The following is a 17,935-nucleotide window of genomic DNA, read 5'->3' as shown; positions in this document are numbered from 1 at the left end:
CTCAGAGCCCCTTGACCGCGAAGATGCCCGCGGCGTTGCGCCAGTAGCCCTTGTAGTCCATGCCGTAGCCGAACACGTAGCGGTCGGCACAGTAGAGGCCGGTGAAGCTGGCCTTGAGGTCGGGCCGGGCCTTGCGCTCGTGTTCCTTGTCCACCAGTACGGCGGTGTGCACCGCGCGTGCGCCGGCATGCTTGCAGAAGTCGATGATCGCCGAGAGGGTGTGCCCTTCGTCGAGGATGTCGTCGATGATCAGCACGTCACGGTCGATGAAGGAGACTTCCGGCTTGGCCTTCCAGAACAGTTCGCCGCCGGAGGTCTCGTTGCGGTAACGGGTCGCATGCAGGTAGGACAGTTCGAGGGGGAAGTCGAGCAGCGGGAGCAGCTTGCCGGAGAAGATCAGGCCGCCGTTCATCACGCAGAAGACCACCGGGTTGGTCTCGCCGAGATCGCGGTTGATCGCCTCGGCGACGCGACCGATGGCTGCCTCGACCTCGTCGTTGTTGAACAGGCAGTCGGCTTCCGCCCTGACTTGGCGGATGTGCGCGAGATCGACGGACATGGTGCTTCTCCCTGGCTGGGCTGAGAAAAAGTCGGCAAAGGTACTCATCCGGTCGCCATCGGGCAACCCCCGGCGGTCGAGTGCGAATCAGAATAATGGTCCAGACTGTGCGGAATGCATTACGCTAGCGCAATTTTTTTGCCCGCCCCCCCGTTGGAGACAGTCGCCCATGCCCGTACATGAGATCCGCCACCCCCTCATCCGCCACAAACTGGGCCTGATGCGCCGTGCCGATATCAGCACCAAGAACTTCCGCGAACTGGCCCAGGAAGTCGGCGCCCTGCTGACCTACGAGGCGACCAAGGACCTGCCCCTGGAACAGTACGAAATCCCCGGATGGGCCGGCCCGGTGACGGTGGAGAAGATCTCCGGGAAGAAGATCACCGTGGTGCCGATCCTGCGCGCCGGCATCGGCATGCTCGACGGCGTGCTCAGCCTGATTCCCGGCGCCAAGGTCAGCGCGGTCGGCGTCGCCCGCAACGAAGAGACCCTGGAAGCCCGGACCTACCTGGAAAAACTGGCGCCGGACATCGCCGAGCGCCGCTCGCTGATCATCGACCCGATGCTCGCCACCGGTGGCTCGATGGTCGCCACCATCGACCTGCTGAAGAAGGCCGGCAGCAAGGAAATCCGCGCCATGGTGCTGGTCGCCGCCCCCGAGGGCATCGAGGCGGTACGCCAGGCCCACCCGGACGTGATCATCTATACCGCCTCGATCGACGAGAAGCTCGACGAGAACGGCTACATCATTCCGGGCCTGGGCGACGCCGGCGACAAGATCTTCGGTACCAAGCAGAAGGAAGCCTGAACATGGGCGATGCCTTCCAGGAGCCGCTCTGGCGCCAGGTGCTGTCAGGCGCGCAGATGCTGTTCGTCGCCTTCGGCGCGCTGGTGCTGATGCCGCTGATCACTGGCCTGGATCCCAACGTCGCGCTGTTCACCGCCGGCCTCGGGACCCTGCTGTTCCAATTGGTGACCGGGCGCCAGGTACCGGTGTTCCTCGCCTCCAGCTTCGCCTTCATCACCCCGATCATCCTCGCCAAGGGCCAGTTCGGCCTGGCCGCGACCATGGGCGGGGTAGTCGCCGCCGGCTTCGTCTACACCTTCATGGGCCTGGCAGTGAAGATCAAGGGCACCGGCTTCATCGATAAACTGCTGCCGCCGGTGGTGATCGGCCCGGTGATCATCTCGATCGGCCTGGCGATGGCGCCGATCGCGGCGAACATGGCGATGGGCAAGGCCGGCGACGGCAGCGAGTTGCTGCCGTACCGCACCGCGATGATGATCTCGATGCCGGCGCTGCTCACCACCCTGGTGGTGGCGGTATTCGGCAAGGGCATCTTCCGCCTGGTGCCGATCATCGCCGGCGTGCTGGTCGGCTTCGCCCTGTCGTTCGTCTTCGGCGTGGTCGACACCGCCGCGATCGTCGCCGCACCCTGGCTGGAGCTGCCGAAATTCACCGCGCCGGAATTCAACTGGCAGGCGATCCTGTTCATCGTTCCGGTGGCCCTGGCCCCGGCCATCGAGCATATCGGCGGGGTCATCGCGGTGGGCGGCGTCACCGGCCAGGACTACCTGAAGAAGCCCGGCCTGCACCGCACCCTCCTCGGCGACGGCCTGGCCACTTCGGCTGCCGGCCTGTTCGGCGGACCGCCCAACACCACCTACGCGGAAGTCACCGGCGCAGTGATGCTGACCAAGAACTACAACCCGAAGATCATGACCTGGGCGGCGGTGATCGCCATCACCCTGGCCTTCGTCGGCAAGTTCGGCGCGATCCTGCAAAGCATCCCGGTACCGGTGATGGGCGGCATCCTCTGCCTGCTGTTCGGCACCATCGCCTCGGTCGGCATGAACACCCTGATCCGGCACAAGGTCGATCTCTCGGAAGCGCGCAACCTGGTGATCGTCTCGGTGACCCTGGTGTTCGGCATCGGCGGCGTGCTGATCGGCAGCGGTACCGGTCCCGATGACATCGGCCTGAAGGGCATCGCCCTGTGCGCCATCGTCGCCATCGTCCTCAACCTGTTGCTGCCGGGCAACGACGGCTGGCAGAACAAGGCGCTCGACGAACAACACAAGGATTCGCACTGAAAACAACGGACGGAACACTTCGCTGTTCCGTCCATTTGCCACCCGCCACGTTATTTTCAACGCATGTAGCCAATCGCTTACTACTTTGTAATTAAACTTCCCTGTATTTTCCAAATAATCACGCCATCTAACTGGCAGAGGCTTATTCGCGCTGCTATATAGCCAGTCAAGCATGACTGGCGAGCCGCTCTGCGCCGCGCCCGGCGCGTTGCCAGCCATGAACTTCGAGTTTGGCGGATATATAAGTCCGGTCATTTAAAATCCTGGAAAACTTGTTTATCCGCCAACATCGTCCTGCGCCACCGACATTCGTTATCGACAGGAAGTTAGAGATGAATAAACGCACTCCGGCAGTCTTGTTGTTCTGTGCCTGCGCCAGCCTGCTGGGCACCGCCCAGGCCGCCGGTACGCTGATCGGCCAGGTCGGCGTGCAGATGGTCATCGGTGCCGGCTGCACCATCATCAACGGCAGCGTCAGCGGCGGTATCAACCAGTGGGGAACCCTGGACTTCGGCAGCCATTCCGACCTCACCAACGTGGTCGACGCGCAGACCGTCGGCACCAGCGGCAATATCCAGATCCAGTGCAGCACCGGCCTGACCCCGAGCCTGACGGTGAACGCAGGCCTGCACGCCAGCGGCGGCCAGCGCTACATGCAGAACACCACCACCACCAGCAGCACCATCGCCTATAACATCTATTCGGACGCCGCGCGCAGCGCGCTGATCCAGGCCAACACACCGGTAGACATTTCCTCGGTCTCCACCGGCACCGCGGTCAACATCCCCCTCTACGGCCGCGTGGTGCCCACCGGACAAAGCACGCCCACGCCGACGGCGGGGACCTACACCGATACCCTGCTGGTCACCATCGCCTGGTAAGACGCGCCGCCAGGCGCGGCGCCGGGCACAGTGGTCCTGGGGGGACCGATGAGCCTGAACCGCTACCTCGCCGGAGGACTGCTCTGCCTGCTCGGCTGCAACCCGGCAAACGCACAGACCGCCACCATCGTCCTGAGCGCCACGCTGCTCCCGGCCTGCGAAGCGGGTAGCGTCGGCAGCGGTGGCGCGATCACCTTCGGCACCCTCGACTTCGGCCAGTACGCCTCCCTGAACAACGCCATCAGCGCCACCAGCCAGCAGGGCGCAGGCTCCATCCGGGTCAAGTGCGTCAGCGGCCAGACCTATGCGATCACGCTCGACGGCGGGCTCTACGGCAGCGTCGCCACGCGGCGCATGGCGAATATCGCCAACACCGCCCTCACCCTGACCTACAACCTGTACAGCGACCGCCCCGGCGGCATCGTCTGGGACAACACCACCGGCGTTGCCGCTACCGGCAACGGCAACGACCAGTGGTACCCCATCTACGGCCTGGTGCCGGCACAGGCCACGCCGGTCGCCGGGACCTACCGCGACACCGTCAACGTGACCATCAGTTGGTGATGCCGATGTCCAGCCGGCGTCTATTCCTGCCGCTTCTCCTGCTCCCGCTGCCGAGCCTGGTCGCGCATGCCGATCCATCGCCGATCAGCCGCGCCTTCCAGGTCCAGGCGGTGGTCGCCAACGGTTGCACCTTCGGCACCGCCATCAGCAACAACGCCTATGACCTCGGCACCCTGAGCTTCGGCACCCTCGGCAACCTGGCCAGCCCGGTGAACGTCGCCAGCAGCTCCGGGGCCGGCTCCATCGTCCTGACCTGCACTCCGGGAATGACCGTCTCCGTCGCCCTCGACTATGGGGTCAATGGCGGCAGCAGCAGCCAGCGCTACCTGAAGCAGGTGAGCGGTAACGAGACCCTCGCCTACCAGCTCTACCAGGATGCCGCCTACTCCCAGGTCTGGGGCAACGGGGCTCTCGCGCGGACCATCGCCAGCTTTCCCGCCAGCACCCAGACCTACACGGTATACGCGCGCCTGTTCGCGGTCGGCAGCCTGCCGTCCGCCGGCAACTACCGCGATACCGTCACCGTCACCCTTTCGTTCTGAGCCGTCATGGAGGATCACATGCCCAGTCCACATCCACCTCTCCGTCCCGGCCTCTGGCTTGCGGCGCTGCTGACGCTGCTCCTGGGCGGCCCGGCACAGGCCGCCAGCGCGGTGCTGATCTGGCCGATCAACCCGGCCATCGAAGCCGACCAGCCGGCCACGGCGCTGTGGCTGGAGAATCGCGGCAAGCAACCGGTCACCCTGCAGGTACGGGTGCTCGGCTGGTCCCAGGCGGATTTCCAGGACGTCTACCGCAACCAGCAGGCGGTGATTCCCAGCCCGCCCTTCGTCAAGGTCGAGCCGGGCCGCCGGCAACTGGTCCGGCTGATCCGCCAGGGCGGCCAGCCCAGCACGCCGGAGGACGCCTACCGGGTGCTGATCGACGAAGTCCCCGACAGCAGCGCGGGGCAGGCGCAACGAAGCCCCGGTCTCGCCCTGCAGTTCCAGATGCGCTATTCGGTACCGCTGTTCGTCAGCGCCGACGGCGTCTGGACCCAGCCGCGCAGCGATCTCGAGCGCGACCCGGCCGACGCGACCCGGCCGAAGTTGGCCTGGCGGCTGGTCGAGGAACAGGGCAAGCGTTACCTGCAGGTGCGCAACGAGGGTAGCGTGCACGCCCGCCTCAGCCATGTCCGCTGGGAGGGCAACGGCCGCAGCCTGGCGCTGCTGGACGGCCTGCTCGGCTACGTGCTGCCCGGCCAGCAGATGCGCTGGCCGCTGCCGCCGGGGCTGCTGCCGGGCGCCGGCATGACCCTGAAACTGCAACTGGCGGACAACGACACGCCGATCAGCGTTCCCGGATACTGAGGCGGACGTCGGTCCCGTGCCTCGCCCGTGTCAGCGGCGCTCCCGCCGCCACCGCTCGCTACTGATCGGCCTGGCGCTGCTCTCCCCTGTCCATGCGGCGGACTACCTGGCCGGACTGCCGCCGCCGCAACCCGCTCCGTCCGGCGGCGGCAACGTCCTCTACTACCTGGAACTGGTGATCAACGGCCGCGACAGCGGCCAGGTGGTGCCGGTCAACGCCGCCGATGGCCATTACCTGCTCGACGCCGCGGCCCTCCGCGAAGCCGGCGTGCGCCTGCCTGGCAACCCCGCCGGACAGGTCGCGGTGGACGCCCTGCCCGAAGTCCGGGCGGACTATGACAGCGCCAGCCAGCAACTGCACCTGCAAGTGCCGCCGGACTGGCTGCCGGAGCAGCGCTTCGACGATCCCGGACTGGTCGCCCGCGCCCCAGCGCGCAGCAGCCTCGGCGCGCTGTTCAACTACGACCTGTACTACTCGGACCCCGCCGACGGCGCCACGCCCTGGCTTTCCGCGCTGCTCGAGCAACGTCTGTTCGACGGTTTCGGGGTGATCTCCAACACCGGCGTCTACACCCGCTATTTCGGCGACGCCGACAACCTCGACAGCCGCTACCTGCGCTACGACACCTACTGGCTGTACAACGACGAACGCAACATGCACAGCTACCAACTGGGCGACTACGTCAACGGCGCGCTGAACTGGACCACCCCGGTACGCATGGGCGGCTTTCGCCTCGCCCGCAACTTCGGCGTACGTCCGGACCTGGTCACCTATCCGCTGCTGCGCTTCGACGGCCAGGCCGCGGTACCCAGCACCGTCGACCTGTTCATCAACGGCTACAAGGCCAGCAGCGCCGACCTGCAACCCGGCCCCTTCGCCATCAGCAACGTGCCGTACATCAACGGAGCCGGCGAAGCCACGGTGGTGACCACCGACGCCCAGGGCCGACAAGTGGCGACCAGCCTGCCGTTCTACGTATCCAACACCCTGCTGGCGCGCGGCCTGAGCGACTTCGACCTGTCCGTCGGGCGCCTGCGCGACGACTACGGCCTACGCAACTTCTCCTATGCCGACAACGCCGCCAGCGGCATCTACCGCTACGGCGTCAGCGACCGCCTGACCCTATCCACCCACGCCGAGGCCGCCAGCGACCTGCACCTGCTCGGCATCGGCGGCGACATCGCCGTCGCCACCTTCGGCACCCTCAGCCTGGCGGCCAGCGGCAGCGACGGCCAGGGCGACAGCGGCCAGCAATACCTGCTCGGCTACTCCTACTATTCGCGCCGGCTCGGCCTCAGCCTGCAACACATCGAGCGCAGCGCCGGCTATGGCGACCTCGGCACCCTGGACGGCGAGTACCAGTTGAGCCGGCGCACCGACCAGGCTACCGCCAGCCTGACCTTCGACGAGCAGGGCACCATCGGTACCGGCTACTTCGACATCCGCGCCCGCGACGGCAGCCGCACGCGCCTGGCCAACCTCTCCTACAGCCGCCCGATCGGCAGCCGCAGCAGCTTCTACCTGGCGCTGAACAAGGATCTCGACGGCGACGGCTACAGCGCACTGATGCAACTGGTGATTCCCTTCGACATCAACGGCCTGCTGAACATCGGCGTCACCCGCGACAGCGACCGGCGCTACAGCGAGCGGGTGATCTGGAGCCGCTCCACGCCGAGCCAGGGCGGCCTCGGCTGGAACCTCGGCTATGGCGGCGGCGCCAGCCGCTACCAGCAGGCCGACCTGACCTGGCGCATGCAGAACGTGCAACTGCAGGGCGGCCTCTATGGCGAGACCGGCAACTACACGCGCTGGGCCGATCTCAGCGGCTCGCTGGTATGGATGGACAATGCCGTGTTCGCCAGCAACCGGATCAACGACGCCTTCGTCCTGGTCAGCACCAAGGGCTATCCACAGGTGCCGATCCGCTACGAGAACCAACTGATGGGCAGCACCGACGACAACGGCCACCTGCTGGTGCCCTGGGTCGCGGCCTACTACCCGGCGAAGTTCCAGATCGAGCCGCTGGACCTTCCGGCCAACGTCAGCGCGCCCGAAGTCGAGCAGCGCGTGGCGGTACGCCAGGGCAGCGGCCTGCTGCTGGATTTCCCGATCCGTGCCGTGATCGCCGCCAGCATCAGCCTGGTGGACGAGCGCGGCGAACCGCTGCCGCTGGGCAGCCGGGCCGAGGAAACCGGCAGCGGCCAGCGCGCCAGCGTCGGCTGGGACGGCCAGGTCTATTTCGAAGGATTGCAAAGCGACAACCAGCTACGCGTGGTCCGGCCCGACGGCCGGGCCTGCCAGGCACGCTTCCGCCTGGACACGCGCAAACCCACCGTCAGCCAGGTCGGCCCGCTGACCTGCTCGGCCCCGATCGGAGATACGCCATGAGCCGCCACTCCACGTCCGCCTGCCTGCTCGGCTTCGCTACGCTCTGCGCCAGCCCGTTGCTGCTCGCCGCCTGCACCACCAGCTCCGGCACCGGCAATTTCGGCAGCCTGAGCTCGTTCACCGTGGCCAGCACCGCCCAGACCATCACCGGCACCACCGGCTTCAAATGCACCGGCAGCCTGTTGTCGATCCTCAGCACCAACACCATCGACGCGACCATCGCCAGCACCGCCAATCCGCTGGGCACCACGCCGCGGCTGTACAACGCCGCCAGCGGCACCTACCTGCCCTACAGCATCTGCAAGGACAACGGCTGCGGCACCGTCTACAACGTCGGCTCGACGGTGCGCTGGAGCAGCACTACCTTCCTCGGCATCCTCGGCCTGTTCAACGCCACCGACGGCAGCCTGCCGCTGTACCTGCGCACCGCCACCGGGGTGACCCTGCCGGCCGGCACCTATACCGATACCATCGGCCTCAATTGGGCCTGGCACCTCTGCGCCGCCGGTGCCCTGGGACTCTGCGTATACGACGACGGCACCGCCAGCAGCAGCGTCAACGTTACCCTGACGGTGCTCAAGGACTGCTTCATCGACAGCGCTCCGGACCTCAGCTTCGGCAGCGCCGCGCTGGTCTCGGCCTTCACCACGGTGAACCAGAACATTGGCGTGCGCTGCACCCTGAACGCCACCTATACCATCGGCTTCGACAACGGCAACAACTTCAGCGGCGGGTGGCGGCGAATGCTCAGCGGTGCCAACGCGATCCAGTACAACCTTTACAAACCCGGCGACTCGACGGTCTGGACCACCAGCAACACCCAGGCAGGCACCGGTAGCGGCGCCGCGCAGAACGTGCCGTACCGGGCCATCGTCAACCCGGCCCAGGGCAACGTCCCCGCCGGTACCTACAGCGATACCGTGCGGGTCATCCTCACCTACTGAGTCAGGCCGGCTGCCGGGACGCCTTCCAATCCTCGCCGCCCTCGCCTTCCCGTCGCAGGCTCCAGTCCTTCAGGTGCTCCAGGCTGGCGCGATAGGGCTTGAGGCCGATCCCCAGCAGGACCACCGCACCAAGCACCGCGGCCAGGGTCACCAGCAGCAGCGAGTAGCGCAGCGCCATGTCGTCGGCGAAGACGAAATCGGTGACCAGCGCCACCGCCGTCGGGCCCACGCCGAGACCGAACAGGGTGACCACGAACAGGTAGATCGCCGAGGCCTGGCCGCGCATCGAGTTAGGCATGATCTCCTGGATCGCCGCCGGGGCCACGCCGAACGGCATGCTCAGGAAGAACACCGTCGGCGCCATCAGTGCCGCCGCCCAATTGGCATTGTCCAGCAGCGGATAGACCAGGGTGAAGGGAATCACCGCCCAGGCGGCGAGCAGCCCGACGCGCATGTTCGCGTCGCTCCGCCCGCGCTTCGCCCAGTAGTCGGCCAGGCGCCCGCCGAAGACGATGCCGAGACAGCCGAACACCGCAACGATGCTGCCGTAGACCACCCCGACATGGCCGGCGTCCCAGCCGTGGGTGCGGACGAAGAAGGTCGGCACCCAGGCGCCGCTGCCGTAGCCGGCGAAGGACAGGCAGGCGAAACCGAAGTTGTGGCAGAGCACGGTCTTGCGGTTGGCCCGCAGGTAGGCGCCGACCTCGCCCAGCGGCACCGCCACGCCTGCGCCGACTCCGCGCCGGGCCGGCTCGCGGATCGCCAGCAGCAACAGGCAGAAGAGCACGCCGGCGGCGCCGAGGATGAGGAAGATCAGTTGCCACGGGCGCACCTCGCCGAACAGCGGCAGGTGCACGTCGCCCTGGGCCGAGGCGAACTTGATCACCAGACCGCCGAGCAGGAAGGCCAGCCCCGAGCCCAGGTAGATGCCCATCGAGTAAACGCTGATCGCCGTCGCCCGACGCTCGCGCGGGAAGCTGTCGGCGATCAGCGAATAGGCCGCTGGCGACAGCGCCGCCTCGCCGACCCCGACGCCGACCCGGAAGGTGAGGAATTGCCAATAGCTGCGCGCCAGACCGCAGGCCGCGGTCATCGCGCTCCACACCAGCACGCCGAACAGGATCAGGCCGCGCCGGCTGCGGTTGTCGGCCATGCGTCCGAGCGGGATACCGCAAAGGGTGTAGAACAGGGCGAAGGACAAGCCCATCAGCAGGCTCATTTCCGTATCGCTGATGGCCAGGTCGCGGCGGATCGGGCCGACCAGCAGGTTGAGGATCTGCCGGTCGATGAAGGACAGCACATAGGCGACCATGAGTATCGCCACCGTGGTCCAGGCCGCAAGGTTGGAGGGATAGCCGTTATTGTTGTTATGCATGCCGAACTCCTGGACGCCGCCGAAGCGGCGGATGCGAAGGGAGGGTCGACAGGCAGGATAAGCCGGCAACATCCGGGCTTATACCCAGGGCAAGGGACTATAGAACTGCTGAATGCGGGAAGCGGGTTCCGGCGAATGACCGTCAGGTCATTCGCCGCCGCGTGCGCTCAGAACCTGTCCAGCATCTCGCGAGCTGGGCGGGGAAGCGGAGCTGACGAGCGGCAAATGAGCACTTCACAGCCGTCATACCGCGACGCGCAGCGGATCATGAACAGGCTCTCAGAGCGGCCTGGCCAGGCGTCCGCTCATGTCGGCCAGGGCGCCGACCCAGGCGGGGTGGTCGTTGAGGCAGGGAACCAGCACCAGATCTTCGCCGCCGGCACTGATGAACTGCTCGCGACCGCGCATGCCGATTTCCTCCAGGGTCTCGATGCAGTCGGCGACGAACGCCGGGCACATCACCAGCAGGCGCTTCACCCCACGCTGCACCAGTTCGTCGAGCTTGGCGTCGGTATAGGGCTCGATCCACTTGGCGCGCCCCAGGCGCGACTGGAACGACACCGACCAGCGCCCCTGCTCCAGGCCGGCGCGCTCGGCGAAGGCCTCGGCGGTGCGCAGGCACTGGCTGCGGTAGCAGAGGGCGAGGGCTTCGGGGCTGACGTTGCGGCTGTTCTCGGCCAGCAGGTCGTGGGCAGGATCCTTCACCAGCTTGCGGATGTGCCGCTCGGGCAAGCCATGGAAGCTCAGCAACAGATGGTCGTGGGGCTGCTGCAGGTACGGACGCACGCTTTCCACCAGGGCATCGAGGTAGACCGGCTGGTCGTAGAACGGCGGCAGCGTGCTGACCTCCAGGTCCAGGCGATGGGCGGCGATCACCCGGCGCACCTCCTGTTCGGCGGTGGTCGTGGTGCTGTCGGCGAACTGCGGATACAACGGCGCCAGGGTCACCCGCCGGATACCACGGCGCGCCAGGTCGAGCAGGACCTTCTCGATGGCCGGCTGGCCGTAGCGCATCGCCAGTTCCACCGGCCCATGCGGCCAGTGCGGCTTCATCGCCTCCTGCAGGCGACGACTGAGGACGATCAGTGGCGACCCTTCGTCCCACCAGATCGAGCTGTAGGCGTGCGCCGATTCGGCCGGACGCTTGATCAGGATCAGCGACACCAGCAGGCGCCGCAGCGGCCAGGGAAGGTCGACCACGTAAGGGTCCATGAGGAACTGGTCGAGATAGCGGCGAACATCCTCCACCCGGGTCGAATCCGGGGAGCCCAGGTTGAGCAACAGCAGGGCATTCTCGGTCATGCCTGATCCTTTCGTCGGGCGGCCAGGACATCGGCCAGCGCCGCGTCCAGGTCGGTGAATTGAAAACGGTAGCCGGCATCCTGCAAGCGCTGCGGCAAGGCTCGCTGGCCACCGAGCAGCAATCCGGACATTTCTCCCAGCCCGAGGCGCAGGACGAACCCGGGGGTCGGTATCCGCGCCGGCTTGTGCAGCGCCCGGCCCAGGGCCTTGGCGAAATCGCGGTTGCGCGCCGGGTGGGGAGCGCACGCATTATAGGGACCGCTGGCATCGGGCCGCCGCAAAAGAAAATCGATCAGCTCGATTTGATCCTCGATATGGATCCACGGCATCCATTGCCGGCCGTCACCCAGCGGTCCGCCCAGGCCGAGCCGGTAGAGCGGCAACAGGCGCTCGAGGAAACCACCCTCGGAGGCCAGCACCAGGCCGGTGCGCAGCAGCACGACACGGGTGCCGAGCTTCTCCGCCTCGCGGGCGATCTGCTCCCAGGCGAGGCATAGCTCGCTGGCGAAATCCTCGCCGGCCGCCGCCCCCTCCTCGGTCACCGGGCGCTCGCCGCTGTCGCCATACCAACCCACCGCAGAACCCGATAACAGAAGACCCGGGCGCTGCTCGCGAGCGTCCAGCCATTCCACCAGGCGCTCGGTAAGGCGTACCCGGCTTTCCCACAGCAGCGCCTTGCGCTTGTGGCTCCAGGTTTTGTCCGCGATCGGCTCGCCGGCCAGGTTGACCACCGCGTCGAGCGGCTGGTCGCCGTACTCGTCGAAACGATCGATGCCGCGCACGCCGACGCCGCACAGCGATTCCACCTGCTGCGGCCTCCGGCTGAACACGGTCAGCCGGTGCCCGGCCTGTCGCCAGCGGGCGCACAGGCGGCGACCCATCAGGCCGGTACCGCCGGTCAAGAGAATGTGCATGGCTGTCTCCTCGTTTTGCCTGCGTGCCCTTTCAGTCTGGACCCTGGACATCGATCTGCCCGATGACCGTGCATCCTCCCCCCCATTCCGGCGTTATCCTGTGGATGGAAGATCCGTCGGCTCCGGCCGGGGAACCCTGGCGTCGTTTTCGACTCAGCCAAGGAACAGGGCTTGCATCGCACTGGTGCCTAAGTGAACGGCGCCAGCCGTCTATTCTTCAGATAACTCGGTTGATACTTCCGAACGGAACGTCTGAAGGTTCGACAGGCCAGGAAGCGAGCCGTGCGCCACAAGCGCGCCATCGGCGCGACGCAAGGTGCGCCTCGAAGCACGCGCAATACTGTACATTGAATCAAGCTTGTACAAGAAACCTGATTCGCCTGTCCAGACGCTACACAACCAGAGAGGCATGTCATGAGCGTCCCCATCGCCATCATCGGTACTGGCATCGCCGGGCTTTCCGCCGCCCACGCATTGAGATCCGCCGGCCAGACCGTACAACTGTTCGACAAGGGCCACGGCAGCGGCGGCCGCATGGCCAGCAAGCGCAGCGAGGCCGGCACGCTGGACCTCGGCGCGCAATACTTCACCGCCCGCGACCGGCGCTTCCTCGACGCCTTGCAACACTGGCGCGAGGAAGGCTGGGTGGACGAGTGGAAACCCGCTCTCTACCAATACCGCGACGGCCAGTTGAGCCCCTCCCCGGACGAGCAGCCACGTTGGGTCGGCATCCCGCGGATGAGTGCGATCACCCGCGCCCTGCTCACCGATCTGCAAGTGGTCTTCTCCTGCCGCATCACCGAGGTCTTCCGCGGCAAGCAACACTGGCACCTGCAGGACGCCGAGGGACAGAACCACGGTCCGTTCAACCAGGTCCTGATCGCCATCCCCGCTCCCCAGGCCACGCCGCTGCTGGCCAGCGTGCCGAAACTGGCGGCCACCGCCGCGAGCGTGGTCATGGAGCCGACCTGGGCGGTGGCGCTAGGCTTCCGCGAGGTACTCGACACCCCGGTGCAGGGCTGCTTCGTACACGACAGTCCGATCGCCTGGCTGGCCTGCAATCGCAGCAAGCCGGGGCGCGACACCACCCTCGACACCTGGGTGCTGCACGCCACCAGCCAGTGGAGCCGGCAGCACATCGACATGGCCAAGGAGGACGTGGTCGAGCACCTGCGCTGCGCCTTCGCCGAAGTGATCGGCTGCGCCGTACCGGAAGCCGCCTTCAGCATCGCCCACCGCTGGCTCTATGCACGCCCGGCGGAGGCCCACCAGTGGGGCGCCCTCGGCGATCCCGACCTGGGCATCTACGCCTGCGGCGACTGGTGCTCCAGCGGCCGCGTCGAAGGCGCCTGGCTCAGCGGCCAGGAAGCCGCGCGGCGCCTGCTGGAACATCTCTGAGGGGATCGGGCCGTCGCCTGGCGGCCCGATGTGACAAGAAAATACCTATACAAATACATTGACCTGTACAAGATAAGTTCTAGGATGTGTCGTATGACCGCCTGGCTGTCGAGCTGCGCGCGAACCTCCTTTCCCCTCGGGAGACGACACCGATGCACGAATCTCACCCTTCCCTGACGCCTCGACTCGGCATCAGCGCCTGCCTGCTCGGCGAACCGGTGCGCTTCAACGGCGGCCACAAGCGATCCGCGCTTTGCGAGGAACTGGCGCGGCACGTCGAGTTCGTCTCCTTCTGCCCGGAACAGTCCATCGGCCTGGGCACGCCGCGCCCGGCGATTCGCCTGGAAGGCACTCCGGAAGCCGCCGAGGCGCGGAGCCGCGACGGCCTGGCGGTCGGCGGAGCGCTCGCCGAATATGCGCGGCGGGTGGCGCAACGGACAGACACGCTGGACGGTTTCATCTTCATGCAACGTTCGCCGTCCTGCGGGCTGCAACGGGTCAAGGTCTACCCTGAAGGCGGCGGCGCACCGCGCGCCGAAGGCCGTGGACGCTTCGCCGCAGCCCTTTGCGAAGCCTTGCCGGAGCTACCGGTGGAAGAAGAAGGCCGGCTGCACGATCCGGTCCTGCGGGAGAACTTCCTCACCCGCGTGTTCGCCCATGCCCACTGGCAGGCCCTGTGCCAGCGCGGCCTCAGCCATTCGGCCATCGTCGCCTTCCATAGCCGCTACAAGTACCAGTTGCTGGCCCATTCGCCGGAGCACTACCGCAGCCTCGGCCGCCTGCTCGGCGAAGCCGGCCACTACCAGCCGGAAGCACTCGGCACTCGCTACTTCGGCGAGCTGATGCAGGGCCTGCGCCGCTGCGCGACCCGCGGCAGCCATGGCAACGTGTTGCTGCACCTGAGCGGCTACCTGAAACGCGACCTCACAACCGAAGACAGGCGTGAATTGCGCGAGCTGATCGAGCAGTACCGGCATGGCAGCGTGCCGCTGGTGGTACCGCTGACCCTGCTAAAGCACCACTTCCGTCGCCACCCGCATGCATACATCGCCCAGCAGGCCTACCTGCAACCGCACCCGACCGAACTCGGCCTGCGCAACGCGCTCTAGGATTTCCCGATGAACTCGCCCCACCTCGAACGCGGCGGCCTGCCGATCCGCGAAGTCACTCGTCTGACCGGCGTCCATCCGGTCACCCTGCGCGCCTGGGAGCGCCGCTACGGCCTGGTGGTGCCGCAACGCACCGGCAAGGGGCACCGGCTCTACAGCGAAGAGCAGGTCGAGCGCATCCGCCGGATACTCGTCTGGCTCGAGCGTGGCGTCGCCATCAGCCAGGTACGCGCGCTGCTGGAGCATCCGGAGGAAACCTCGGCGGCGGATGTCGAATCCCCCTGGGAACGCCTGCACGAACAACTGCTGGACGCCATCGCCGCGCTGGCCGAGCGACGCCTCGACGATCTGTTCAACCAGGCCGCGTCGCTCTATCCGGTAGCGACCCTCTGCGAAAAGCTTCTGCAACCCTTGCTGCAGCACCTCGAACGACGCTGGCAGGGACAATTCGGCGCCCGTATGGAGCGTGCCTTCTTCTTTTCCTGGCTGCGCAGCAAGTTGGGCGCCCGCCTTTATCACCAGCAGCGGCTACAACAGGGCGCCCCTCTGTTGCTGGTCAACCAGTCCGAACTATCGCTGGAGCCGAACCTCTGGCTGTGCAGTTGGCTGCTCGGCAGCGGCGAGGTGCCGCTGCAGGTCTTCGACTGGCCACTACCACCGGCAGAACTCGCCCTGGCCTGCGAACGCCTGGAGGCTCGCGGCGTGTTGCTGTACGCCAGTCATCGCCTCAACCCGGAGCACCTGCCGCGCCTGCTGGCAGGGGTGAGCTGCCCGGTGGTGCTGGTCGGACCGGCCGTGGAGATCCAGCGCGAAGCCTTCGAAACCCTGGCGCTAGCCGGCCTGCTGCTGGCGAGCACGCCCCTGGAAGCCCGCCGCCTGCTCGGCGAACGAGGCCTGTTGAACCCATGAACGGCATCCCGATGAACCTGATCTGGTTTCGCTGCGACCTGCGAACCACCGATAACAGCGCGCTCCTCGCCGCCGCCGATGGACGCCCCTGCGTGGCCCTCTACCTGCTCAGCCCGACGCAGTGGCGGGAACACGAAGATGCGCCCTGCAAGGTCGACTTCTGGCTGCGCAACCTGGGCGAGCTGCAACGCCAGCTCGCCGCACTGAACATCCCACTGCTGGTGCGCGACTGCGGCCACTGGCGGCAAGCCCCGGAAGTCATTGGCCGACTCTGCCGGGAGCTGGGAGTCGGCGCGGTACACGTCAACCAGGAATACGGGGTGAACGAGGAACGCCGCGACCAGGCCGTCGGCCAACGCCTGCGCGAACAGGGCGTGGCCTTCCACAGCCACCTCGACCAGTTGTTCTTCGCCCCCGGCTCGGTACTGACCCGAACCGGCGGCTATTTCCAGGTGTTCAGCCAGTTCCGCAAGGTCTGCCACGAACGGCTGTACCAGGCCCTGCCGGGTGTCCGCCCGCGTCCGCGGCCCCAGCCACCGCACGCGCTGGCCAGCGACCCGCTGCCGGATGCCGTGCCCGCCTTCCCGCGGCCGGCCGACAGCTTGCGCCACCTCTGGCCGGCAGGCGAAGAGGTAGCGCAGGAACGCCTGCGCGACTTCGCCGACCAGCACCTGGCCGACTACCATGAACGGCGCGACTTCCCGGCGCTTCCCGGCACCAGCCAACTGTCGCCCTACCTGGCCGCCGGCGTACTCTCGCCCAGGCAATGCCTGGACGCCGCGCTGGTCGCCAACCGCGGCGAGTTCAGCGGCGGCCAGCAAGGCGCCGCGACCTGGATCAACGAGCTGCTCTGGCGCGAGTTCTACAAGCACATCCTGGTCGGCTACCCACGGGTCTCCCGGCACCGCCCCTTCCGCGAGGAGACCGAGGCCCTGCGCTGGCGCCAGGCCCCGGCGGAACTCGAAGCCTGGCAACAGGGGCGCACCGGCATACCGATCATCGATGCGGCAATGCGCCAGTTGCTTGCCACCGGCTGGATGCACAATCGCCTGCGGATGGTGGTAGCGATGTTCCTCAGCAAGAATCTGCTGATCGACTGGCGCGAAGGCGAACGCTGGTTCATGCGCCACCTCATCGACGGCGACCTGGCGGCGAACAACGGTGGCTGGCAGTGGAGCGCATCCACCGGCACCGACGCCGTCCCCTACTTTCGCCTGTTCAATCCGCTTTCGCAGTCCGAACGCTTCGATCCACGCGGCGAGTTCATCCGCCACTGGCTGCCGGAACTGGCCGGCCTGGAGCGCAAGGCAATCCACGATCCGTCCAGCCTGGGGCTGTTCGCCGGGGTCGACTATCCACGGCCGATGGTCGACCTGAAGGCCAGCCGCGAACGGGCGCTGGCGGCTTTCCGCAACCTGCCGCCGCGCGATGGTCGCGCGTAGGGCGCGTCAGCGAGCTATCGCCTCCCGCCAAATGGCTCGCTCTTTCCAAGGGCGGTGCGGCGTGGCGGAAGAATCGAAGGCATGAAAAAGCCGGGATGAACCCCGGCTTTTTTCGCCCGTGCCGACTAGATCGGGATCTTGTAGAACAGGCTGTAGGACTCGATACCGTCGTTCGGCTGTTTCAGGCCGGCGTTGGAATAGTGGATCGCCCGAACGCCGACCGACTGGCCGTTGGCGAACTTCAGGCCGGCGCCGATGCGGTCTTCGAAGTTCAGGGAGGACCCCAGGTTCTGGTCGCCGACACGGGTGCCGGAGAACGCCGCCACGCCGATACCGGCCTCGATGAATGGCTTGATCGAGTCGCCGGCGAACTCGTAGACGAATACCGGAGCGAACGACAGCGAATGCTTGCCGGCGCCTTCATCGCCACCTTCCCAATAGGTGTAGCCCGCATCCCAGTAGCCGGTCAGGCGCCCGGTGGAGGTCTGCCACCAGCTCTTGTCCCAATCCCAGCTCAGGCCCAGGCGATAGGTCATGCCCGACTGGCCGGTCGCACCGACGGCGGCCGAGACGTCCGCCGCCTGGGCGGAGGCCACGTGGACGGAGGAAAGTGCGGCCAGAACGGCCAGCGGAAGTAGTTTCTTCATTGAAACGTCCTTTTCGAAAGTTGCATGAAAGCCCCCGCATTCAAGCTGCGCATTATAAG

Annotated in this window: 17 protein-coding genes; 12 read left to right on the top strand and 5 right to left on the bottom strand. The window is 66.8% G+C overall.

Going from position 1 to position 17,935, the window contains the following annotated elements:
* Position 1: 1 nt before the first annotated feature.
* Positions 2-559: a hypoxanthine-guanine phosphoribosyltransferase gene (locus HMPREF2886_RS02645; RefSeq protein ID WP_033976136.1), complete on the bottom strand. Its 558-nt coding sequence runs from the start codon at positions 557-559 to the stop codon at positions 2-4.
* Positions 560-728: 169 nt separating this feature from the next.
* On the opposite strand from HMPREF2886_RS02645, the gene upp reads away from it, so the two are divergent.
* The 8 genes from upp to HMPREF2886_RS02605 all read left to right on the top strand — a co-directional run bounded on the left by upp (position 729) and on the right by HMPREF2886_RS02605 (position 8,780).
* Positions 729-1,367 carry a uracil phosphoribosyltransferase gene (gene upp / locus HMPREF2886_RS02640; RefSeq protein WP_016562364.1) on the top strand — a complete coding sequence of 213 codons (639 nt, stop codon included), beginning with the start codon at positions 729-731 and terminating at the stop codon, positions 1,365-1,367.
* Between the two features lie 2 nt (positions 1,368-1,369).
* Complete coding sequence (locus HMPREF2886_RS02635) at positions 1,370-2,653, top strand: uracil-xanthine permease family protein (protein WP_003094970.1); 1,284 nt, start codon at positions 1,370-1,372, stop codon at positions 2,651-2,653.
* A gap of 332 nt (positions 2,654-2,985) precedes the next feature.
* The gene (locus HMPREF2886_RS02630) at positions 2,986-3,534 is read left to right on the top strand and encodes a Csu type fimbrial protein (RefSeq protein WP_003117437.1); all 549 of its coding nucleotides are present in this window, start codon (positions 2,986-2,988) and stop codon (positions 3,532-3,534) included.
* Between the two features lie 30 nt (positions 3,535-3,564).
* The gene (locus tag HMPREF2886_RS02625) at positions 3,565-4,098 is read left to right on the top strand and encodes a Csu type fimbrial protein (RefSeq protein ID WP_073649750.1); all 534 of its coding nucleotides are present in this window, start codon (positions 3,565-3,567) and stop codon (positions 4,096-4,098) included.
* Positions 4,098-4,640, top strand: coding sequence for a Csu type fimbrial protein (locus tag HMPREF2886_RS02620; RefSeq protein ID WP_079385352.1), 543 nt, complete (start codon positions 4,098-4,100; stop codon positions 4,638-4,640). Before HMPREF2886_RS02625 ends, HMPREF2886_RS02620 begins: the two co-directional genes overlap by 1 nt.
* 18 nt (positions 4,641-4,658) lie before the next feature.
* Positions 4,659-5,447: a fimbrial biogenesis chaperone gene (locus HMPREF2886_RS02615; protein WP_042164345.1), complete on the top strand. Its 789-nt coding sequence runs from the start codon at positions 4,659-4,661 to the stop codon at positions 5,445-5,447.
* A 16-nt stretch (positions 5,448-5,463) separates the two neighbouring features.
* Positions 5,464-7,836, top strand: a complete 2,373-nt coding sequence (locus HMPREF2886_RS02610; protein ID WP_058016972.1) for a fimbria/pilus outer membrane usher protein — start codon at positions 5,464-5,466, stop codon at positions 7,834-7,836.
* Complete coding sequence (locus tag HMPREF2886_RS02605; RefSeq protein WP_033976141.1) at positions 7,833-8,780, top strand: Csu type fimbrial protein; 948 nt, start codon at positions 7,833-7,835, stop codon at positions 8,778-8,780. Before HMPREF2886_RS02610 ends, HMPREF2886_RS02605 begins: the two co-directional genes overlap by 4 nt.
* A gap of 1 nt (position 8,781) precedes the next feature.
* On the opposite strand, the gene HMPREF2886_RS02600 is transcribed toward HMPREF2886_RS02605, so the two are convergent.
* The 3 genes from HMPREF2886_RS02600 to HMPREF2886_RS02590 form a co-directional block, all read right to left on the bottom strand.
* Complete coding sequence (locus HMPREF2886_RS02600) at positions 8,782-10,155, bottom strand: spinster family MFS transporter (RefSeq protein ID WP_003099328.1); 1,374 nt, start codon at positions 10,153-10,155, stop codon at positions 8,782-8,784.
* A gap of 279 nt (positions 10,156-10,434) precedes the next feature.
* A complete protein-coding gene (gene hemH / locus HMPREF2886_RS02595; RefSeq protein WP_042164338.1) occupies positions 10,435-11,457 on the bottom strand; it encodes a ferrochelatase in 1,023 nt (340 codons plus the stop codon).
* Entirely contained in the window at positions 11,454-12,371 is a 918-nt protein-coding gene (locus HMPREF2886_RS02590) for a TIGR01777 family oxidoreductase (RefSeq protein WP_070746749.1), read from the bottom strand. The genes hemH and HMPREF2886_RS02590 overlap by 4 nt, the downstream gene beginning before the upstream one ends.
* 414 nt (positions 12,372-12,785) lie before the next feature.
* On the opposite strand from HMPREF2886_RS02590, the gene HMPREF2886_RS02585 reads away from it, so the two are divergent.
* From HMPREF2886_RS02585 to phrB, 4 genes are all read left to right on the top strand, one after another.
* A complete protein-coding gene (locus HMPREF2886_RS02585) occupies positions 12,786-13,769 on the top strand; it encodes an NAD(P)/FAD-dependent oxidoreductase (RefSeq protein ID WP_003099318.1) in 984 nt (327 codons plus the stop codon).
* A gap of 152 nt (positions 13,770-13,921) precedes the next feature.
* Entirely contained in the window at positions 13,922-14,878 is a 957-nt protein-coding gene (locus HMPREF2886_RS02580) for a DUF523 and DUF1722 domain-containing protein (protein ID WP_070746747.1), read from the top strand.
* 9 nt (positions 14,879-14,887) lie between these two features.
* Positions 14,888-15,787 (top strand): MerR family transcriptional regulator, encoded by a 900-nt coding sequence (locus HMPREF2886_RS02575; RefSeq protein ID WP_058178915.1) that lies wholly within the window; start codon positions 14,888-14,890, stop codon positions 15,785-15,787.
* On the top strand, positions 15,784-17,229 hold the full coding sequence (phrB, locus tag HMPREF2886_RS02570) for a deoxyribodipyrimidine photo-lyase (protein ID WP_070746745.1): 1,446 nt from the start codon (positions 15,784-15,786) through the stop codon (positions 17,227-17,229). The genes HMPREF2886_RS02575 and phrB overlap by 4 nt, the downstream gene beginning before the upstream one ends.
* Positions 17,230-17,354: 125 nt before the next feature.
* Here the strand turns inward: phrB and pagL are convergent, their stop codons facing one another.
* Positions 17,355-17,876, bottom strand: coding sequence for a lipid A 3-O-deacylase (pagL, locus tag HMPREF2886_RS02565; protein WP_003099307.1), 522 nt, complete (start codon positions 17,874-17,876; stop codon positions 17,355-17,357).
* Between the last annotated feature and the right edge of the window lie 59 nt (positions 17,877-17,935).

This window comes from Pseudomonas sp. HMSC066A08, from assembly GCF_001813025.1.
In the GTDB taxonomy this organism is placed as follows: domain Bacteria; phylum Pseudomonadota; class Gammaproteobacteria; order Pseudomonadales; family Pseudomonadaceae; genus Pseudomonas; species Pseudomonas aeruginosa.
Note: the sequence above shows the minus strand (reverse complement) of the source record. Positions and strands in the feature narration are given on the sequence as shown.

Excerpts from the sequence above, each read along its gene's own strand:
- HMPREF2886_RS02630 (WP_003117437.1), top strand. The coding sequence starts at position 2,986 with ATGAATAAACGCACTCCGGCAGTCTTGTTGTTCTGTGCCTGCGCCAGC.
- phrB (WP_070746745.1), top strand. The coding sequence starts at position 15,784 with ATGAACGGCATCCCGATGAACCTGATCTGGTTTCGCTGCGACCTGCGA.
- HMPREF2886_RS02580 (WP_070746747.1), top strand. The coding sequence starts at position 13,922 with ATGCACGAATCTCACCCTTCCCTGACGCCTCGACTCGGCATCAGCGCC.
- pagL (WP_003099307.1), bottom strand. The coding sequence starts at position 17,876 with ATGAAGAAACTACTTCCGCTGGCCGTTCTGGCCGCACTTTCCTCCGTC.
- HMPREF2886_RS02620 (WP_079385352.1), top strand. The coding sequence starts at position 4,098 with ATGCCGATGTCCAGCCGGCGTCTATTCCTGCCGCTTCTCCTGCTCCCG.
- HMPREF2886_RS02615 (WP_042164345.1), top strand. The coding sequence starts at position 4,659 with ATGCCCAGTCCACATCCACCTCTCCGTCCCGGCCTCTGGCTTGCGGCG.
- HMPREF2886_RS02585 (WP_003099318.1), top strand. The coding sequence starts at position 12,786 with ATGAGCGTCCCCATCGCCATCATCGGTACTGGCATCGCCGGGCTTTCC.
- HMPREF2886_RS02605 (WP_033976141.1), top strand. The coding sequence starts at position 7,833 with ATGAGCCGCCACTCCACGTCCGCCTGCCTGCTCGGCTTCGCTACGCTC.
- HMPREF2886_RS02645 (WP_033976136.1), bottom strand. The coding sequence starts at position 559 with ATGTCCGTCGATCTCGCGCACATCCGCCAAGTCAGGGCGGAAGCCGAC.
- hemH (WP_042164338.1), bottom strand. The coding sequence starts at position 11,457 with ATGACCGAGAATGCCCTGCTGTTGCTCAACCTGGGCTCCCCGGATTCG.
- upp (WP_016562364.1), top strand. The coding sequence starts at position 729 with ATGCCCGTACATGAGATCCGCCACCCCCTCATCCGCCACAAACTGGGC.
- HMPREF2886_RS02590 (WP_070746749.1), bottom strand. The coding sequence starts at position 12,371 with ATGCACATTCTCTTGACCGGCGGTACCGGCCTGATGGGTCGCCGCCTG.
- HMPREF2886_RS02600 (WP_003099328.1), bottom strand. The coding sequence starts at position 10,155 with ATGCATAACAACAATAACGGCTATCCCTCCAACCTTGCGGCCTGGACC.
- HMPREF2886_RS02635 (WP_003094970.1), top strand. The coding sequence starts at position 1,370 with ATGGGCGATGCCTTCCAGGAGCCGCTCTGGCGCCAGGTGCTGTCAGGC.
- HMPREF2886_RS02575 (WP_058178915.1), top strand. The coding sequence starts at position 14,888 with ATGAACTCGCCCCACCTCGAACGCGGCGGCCTGCCGATCCGCGAAGTC.